Source organism: Paenibacillus sp. 22594 (assembly GCF_052044425.1).
Classification (GTDB): domain Bacteria; phylum Bacillota; class Bacilli; order Paenibacillales; family Paenibacillaceae; genus Paenibacillus_AQ.
On sequence record NZ_JBQENA010000024.1, the window covers coordinates 1 to 5,565 of the forward strand.

Below are 5,565 nucleotides of genomic sequence, written 5' to 3' on the forward strand. Positions count from 1 at the left end.
AACGGAGGGGTCACATGGAACGGATTAGAAGATTGATCCGCGAGCTGTCCGAGCAGCAATGGCTGGAGCAGCAGGCGCTGGAAGGCTGGGACATTCAGGCTTCGGTCTATACCGTGCCGGGTCAATATGACGGAATGCGGCCGTATACCGAAGGCGGAGATTTCAACCTGTTCCCGAGTGTGCAGGGAACCACGTATTTTTTTCGCCGTACACTGGAAATTCCGATGGAATGGCAAGGGCAGCGTACGGGGCTCCTATTTGAGTCGGGCGGCGAGGGCTTGCTGCGGGTGAATGGGGAATCCCGCCAGGGCCTTGACCGGAACCACACCTTTGTAACCCTGGAAGCCTCGCCGGACGGCCGGCCGCTGGAGCTGGAGATCGAATTGTTTGATCCCATTCCCGAGCCGGTGGACCCGCTGAATCAGCAGGCGGTCATCCAGCCGCCCATCCGGGCCATCCGCACCTGGCTGGTACGGGTCAATGAGCCGGTACAGAGCCTGATGTATACCGCCGTTATTGTCCGTGATGCGGCCGTTTTGCTGCCGGAAACGGACATGCGCCGTATACGGATGCTGGAAGCCTTGTACCGGGTGATGGATGAATATTTGAATTTGGAAGAGACAGCGGTACGTGAAGGCAGTGCTGTAGCGGCCCTGGAAGCGACGCTGCGCAAAGACATTGCAGGGATTGGCGGCAATGCGGAAGGCACCATTCATATGGTCGGCCAGTCGCATATCGACATTGCCTGGCTGTGGCCGGCCCGGGAGACCGTGCGGAAGACCAGCCGGACCTTCTCCACCGTCAATGCCTTAATGGACGAATACCCGGACTATCAATTCGCCCAGAGCCAGCCGCAGCTGTTCGAATATCTCAAGGAGAACGACCCGGTCCTGTTCGCCAAGGTCAAAGAGAGAATTCAGGAAGGCCGGTGGGAGCTGGTCGGCGGCATGTGGGTCGAGCCGGACCTGAACATCCCGAGCGGAGAGTCCCTGATGCGCCAGATGCTCTACGGCCAGCGGTTCTACCTGAAGGAATTCGGCAAGACCTCAGACATTGAATGGCTGCCGGATACCTTCGGCTACTGCGCTTCGCTTCCGCAGATTATGCGGCATGGCGGCGTGCGCTATTTCATGACCACGAAGCTCGGCTGGAATGACACCAATGTGTTCCCATACGATCTGTTCCATTGGGTCGGCATTGACGGCACCCCGATGCTGTCTTACCTCAACCATGGGGTGAACGAGAACACGCTGCCGAAGGACGTGCATGAGCACTGGCAATCCTTCCGGGAAAAGAAAACCCATAACGAGCAGATGCTGCTCTACGGCCATGGCGACGGCGGCGGGGGCGTGACCCGCGAGATGCTGGAATACATCCGCCGTGCAGACCTGATGGTCGGCCAGCCGGCCAGTGCCTTCAGCAGCGCTGCAGATTTCTTCGCAGGCATGGAGGAGCAGCAGCCGCAGCTTCCCGAATGGCGCGGCGATCTGTATCTGGAGCTGCACCGCGGCACCTATACCACACATGGCCGCAACAAGCGGAACAACCGCAAGGCGGAGATTCTCTACCGCGAGGCAGAGCTGTGGCAGACCCTTGCGTCTTCCTCTATGCTGCCAGAGCGGTGGAGCAGCAGCGCCGAACAGCTTCATCAAGGTTGGAAGCTGATACTGCTGAACCAGTTCCATGACATTATTCCCGGTTCGGCCATCACCGAAGCCTATGAGACTTCGGAGAAGGAATACCGCGAGGTGTTCGCCCTTGGTGAGGCAGCGCTGCAGCCGGGGCTGGAAGCCCTGACGGCTCAGGTCACAACAGAAGGCGAAGGCCAACCTTACGTGCTGTTCAACAGCCTCGGCTGGGCACGTGATGCAGTCATTGCCATTCCATTGGCAGATAATGAACCAACGGAAAATGAACGGAACATAGCGGCTTATGACGCGTCAGGAAACCCACTTGCGATAGATCTCGTTGCCGGTTTACCAGCTGTGAACACGGCTTCGGACCAGACAACGGGTCAACAGACTGCTTACATTCATGTCCCGGCCATCCCGGCTATGGGGTATACAACGATCTGGCTGAGACGCGGGGAACGGCCAACGCCGGGAAGCCCGGAAGCAGTGAATATGCCGGGACGCACCGCCCTGAATGACCGCTGGGAGACCCCGCACTACCGCCTGACGTTCAATGAACGGGGCGAAATCACCAGCCTGTTCGACAAAGGAGCAGGACGGGAAATGGTGCAGAAGGGCAGCCGCGCCAACCAATTCCACTTCTTCCATGATCGTCCGACACTCTGGGATGCCTGGGATATCGACAGCCGCTATGAAGCCCAGCCGGCTGGCGAGGCCGAGCTGGTGGAGAAATACGTGCTTCACTCGGGCAAAGTCCGGGATGTGCTGAGATTCCGCTGGACGCTGGGTCAATCGCTGATCACCCAGGATCTGATCCTGTATGCCCATGACCGCAGAATCGACTTCAAGACCCACGTGGACTGGAAGGAAGCCCATAAGCTGCTGAAGGTCGGCTTCCCGGTCGATGTGGTCACAGACAAAGCGACCTATGAGATTCCTTTTGGCGCGCTGGAGCGTCCCACGCACCGCAATACCAGCTGGGAACAGGCACAGTACGAGGTCTGCGGACACCGTTTTGTGGATGTATCCGAACATGGATACGGCGTCAGTCTGCTGAATGACTGCAAATACGGCTACGACATTCAAGGAAGCACGATCCGCCTGTCCCTGCTGCGTGCGCCGCAATGGCCGGACGCCACTGCGGACCTCGGCGCTCATGACTTCACCTATTCGCTCTATCCCCACCCCGGAGATTGGCGGAGTGCCCATACGCTGCGCAAGGCCGCGGAGCTGAATCATGACGTGCAGGCGGTCGCAGCCGAAGGGAAGACGGGACAGCTGCCATCCACCAGCGGTTTCCTCCACTTCAGCGGGCAGCATGTCGTGCTGGACACCGTGAAGCCATCCGAGGACGGACAGGGCAGCATTCTGCGGTTCTATGAATCCGCGGGCGGACGGGAAACCGTGACGCTGGGCTGGAACCAGCCGTTCAGCGAAGTGTACCGGTCCAATGCGCTGGAGGAGAAGCTGGAGCCTGTCGCCCATCACCCAGGTGAATTCGAGCTGCACTTTGCTCCTTTTGAGATTCAGACGATTTACGTGAAATAAACTACTATTCGAACAGAAGGAGTGTCCCTTCCTTGGAACAATTCAGACTACCGAAAATCCCGATGCCGAAGCTCGAACTGCCGCAAGCCGTACAGGAGGTGCTGGCCGAAGCGGAAGAGAAGCTGGCCCACCGGCCCAAGCTGCTGCAGCTGTTCAAAAACTGTTTTCCGAACACCCTGGAGACCACGACGAAGCTAATGGAGGATGGCACCACCTTTGTTATTACCGGAGATATCCCGGCTTCCTGGCTGCGTGATTCGGTGGAACAGGTCATCCATTATGTGCCGCTGGCCAAGAACGACCCGGATCTGCAGCGCATCATCGGCGGCCTGATCAGACGTCATATCCAGTACATCCACATCGATCCGTACGCCAATGCGTTTAATGAATATGCCAATGACTGGCACTGGAACACCACGGACGTGACTGAGATGTCCCCATGGGTCTGGGAGCGCAAATTCGAGATTGATTCCCTGTGCTTCGTGGTGCGTCTCGCGTATACCTACTGGCAGGAAACCGGGCTTACCGACTTCTTCGATGCGGAGTTCAAGTCTGCCCTGCGTACCATTATCGAGGTGTTCAAAAAAGAGCAGCATCACTTCGAGCAGTCGCCGTACCGCTTCACCCGCAACAACGGCATTCCGGAAGACTCGTTGCGAAATAACGGACTTGGCATGCCGGTGAACTATACCGGGATGATCTGGTCCGGTTTCCGTTCCAGCGATGACGCCTGCGACTTCCACTACAACATTCCCGGCAATATGTTTGCCGTTGTCGCCCTGCGGCAGATGCAGGAGTTCGCCGAGTGGGTCTTCCGGGACATGGATCTGCTGGCCGAGCTGAAGGCGCTGGAGTTCGAGGTGGATCACGGCATCAAGCTCTATGGGATTTACCGCCATCCTGAATTCGGGCCGATCTATGCTTACGAGACCGACGGCTTCGGCAATTATTGCCTGATGGATGATGCCGGCACCCCGGGGCTGATCTCCATTCCATATCTCGGCTATTTGAAGAACGATGATCCGGTGTATCAGAACACGAGACGGTTTGCGCTCAGTACAGAAAATCCGTTCTATTATGAAGGAACAGCAGCCAAAGGCATTGGCAGTCCGCATACACCGAAGAACTATATTTGGCATATGGCCTTGTCCATGCAAGGGATCACGGCGGACACCAAGGAAGAGAAGCTGGCGGTGATTAGCATGCTGGAAGCCACGGACGCCGATACCGGCTTCATGCACGAAGGTTTCCATGCGGATGACCCCTCCGTGTTTACCCGCAGCTGGTTCGCCTGGTCGAACAGCCTGTTCTCCCAACTGATCTGGCGGGCGCTACAGGAAGGAATTCTCTAGTGATTTCAGATACGGATGACAAGATGGAGTAAAGTATTTTTTTAGATGAAAAGGAGACATGAACATGAGTACGATTATTGGAGAAAACCTGTCAACTATCCCTTGGGAGGAGAAGCCGGCAGCCACCAGCGCACCCGTATGGAGATATTCGGCCAATCCGATCATTCACCGGGATGCCATCCCAAACTCCAACAGTGTGTTTAATTCGGCGGTCGTCCCTTTTGGGGAAGGGTTCGCCGGCGTCTTCCGCTGCGATTCCAAATCGGTCAGCATGGATATCTTTGCAGGTTTCAGCGAGGACGGCGTGAACTGGAGTATCCAGCATGAACCGATTGTTTTCCAAGGGGACGAAGAGGTCATTACACGGGAATACCGCTATGATCCCCGGGTCTGCAAGATCGATGACCGTTACTATATTTCCTGGTGCAACGGCTATCACGGGCCGACCATCGGACTCGCGTACACCACCGATTTTCAAACCTTCCATCAACTGGAGAACGCCTTTCTGCCGTATAACCGCAATGGCGTGCTGTTCCCGCGGAAGATCAACGGGCATTATGCCATGCTAAGCCGTCCAAGTGATACCGGGCACACTCCGTTTGGAGATATTTTCTACAGCGAAAGCCCGGATCTTACCTTCTGGGGCAAGCACCGCTATGTGATGGGCACGGTGAATGGAGATGCCTCCGCCTGGCAGTCCAAGAAGATTGGCCCCGGTCCGATTCCGATCGAAACCAGCGAGGGCTGGCTGCTGATCTATCACGGCGTAATCAACACATGTAATGGATTTGTCTACCGCATGGGCTGTGCGCTTCTGGATCTGGATCAGCCTTGGAAAGTGAAAGCCCGTTCGCGCAATTATATTCTGGGACCGGAAATGATGTACGAATGTGTGGGAGATGTGCCTAATGTGACCTTCCCTTGCGCGGCCTTGACCGATTCCGCGACAGGACGGATTGCCATCTACTACGGGTGTGCGGATACGGTTACGGGCCTTGCCTTTACCACCGTGGATGAGTTGCTTAAATATATGA

General features: G+C 56.6%; 3 protein-coding genes. All 3 read left to right on the forward strand.

Features of this window, described 5'->3' with window-relative positions:
- The first annotated feature begins 14 nt into the window (after positions 1 to 14).
- Positions 15 to 3,179, forward strand: coding sequence for an alpha-mannosidase (locus ACTJKB_RS30750; protein ID WP_440838019.1), 3,165 nt, complete (start codon positions 15 to 17; stop codon positions 3,177 to 3,179).
- 32 nt (positions 3,180 to 3,211) lie between these two features.
- Entirely contained in the window at positions 3,212 to 4,531 is a 1,320-nt protein-coding gene (locus tag ACTJKB_RS30755) for a glycoside hydrolase family 125 protein (protein ID WP_440838020.1), read from the forward strand.
- A gap of 64 nt (positions 4,532 to 4,595) precedes the next feature.
- The coding region (locus tag ACTJKB_RS30760) for a glycoside hydrolase family 130 protein (RefSeq protein WP_440838021.1) at positions 4,596 to 5,565 on the forward strand (970 nt) is incomplete at its 3' end.